At 66.3% G+C, this 329-nt stretch carries 1 pseudogene; it reads right to left on the reverse strand.

Going from position 1 to position 329, the window contains the following annotated elements:
- Positions 1–329 (reverse strand): annotated as a pseudogene (locus C450_RS22035) (hypothetical protein); the annotation flags it as partial.

The following is a 329-nucleotide window of genomic DNA, read 5'->3' on the forward strand; positions in this document are numbered from 1 at the left end:
CCCGGTGGAGTTTCTTCCGGTAGTTCTGCACCGACGACCGCGCGCTCTTCGCCGCCTCATACGCCTCCCCCGCCTTCGCCGCCGTCTCCTCCCGCGTCGTCGGGATCGCCAAAGCCTCCGCATGCTCCTCGATCCACGCCACGCCCTCCTCCGTCAGCCGGAACTGCCGCGGCTCCACGTGCCCATTGCGCTCTCTCCGTGCCGCCTCCTGAGCCAGCCCCGCTGGTATCAGGTGCTCTTCCATCCGATAGAACACCTGCCCATTCTGCGAGAGATCCGCCGCCTCGCGAAGCGTCTTCCCACGAACCCACTCATCACCGCCGTTTAAT

The sequence above is a fragment of the Halococcus salifodinae DSM 8989 genome (assembly GCF_000336935.1).
In the GTDB taxonomy this organism is placed as follows: Archaea; Halobacteriota; Halobacteria; order Halobacteriales; family Halococcaceae; genus Halococcus; species Halococcus salifodinae.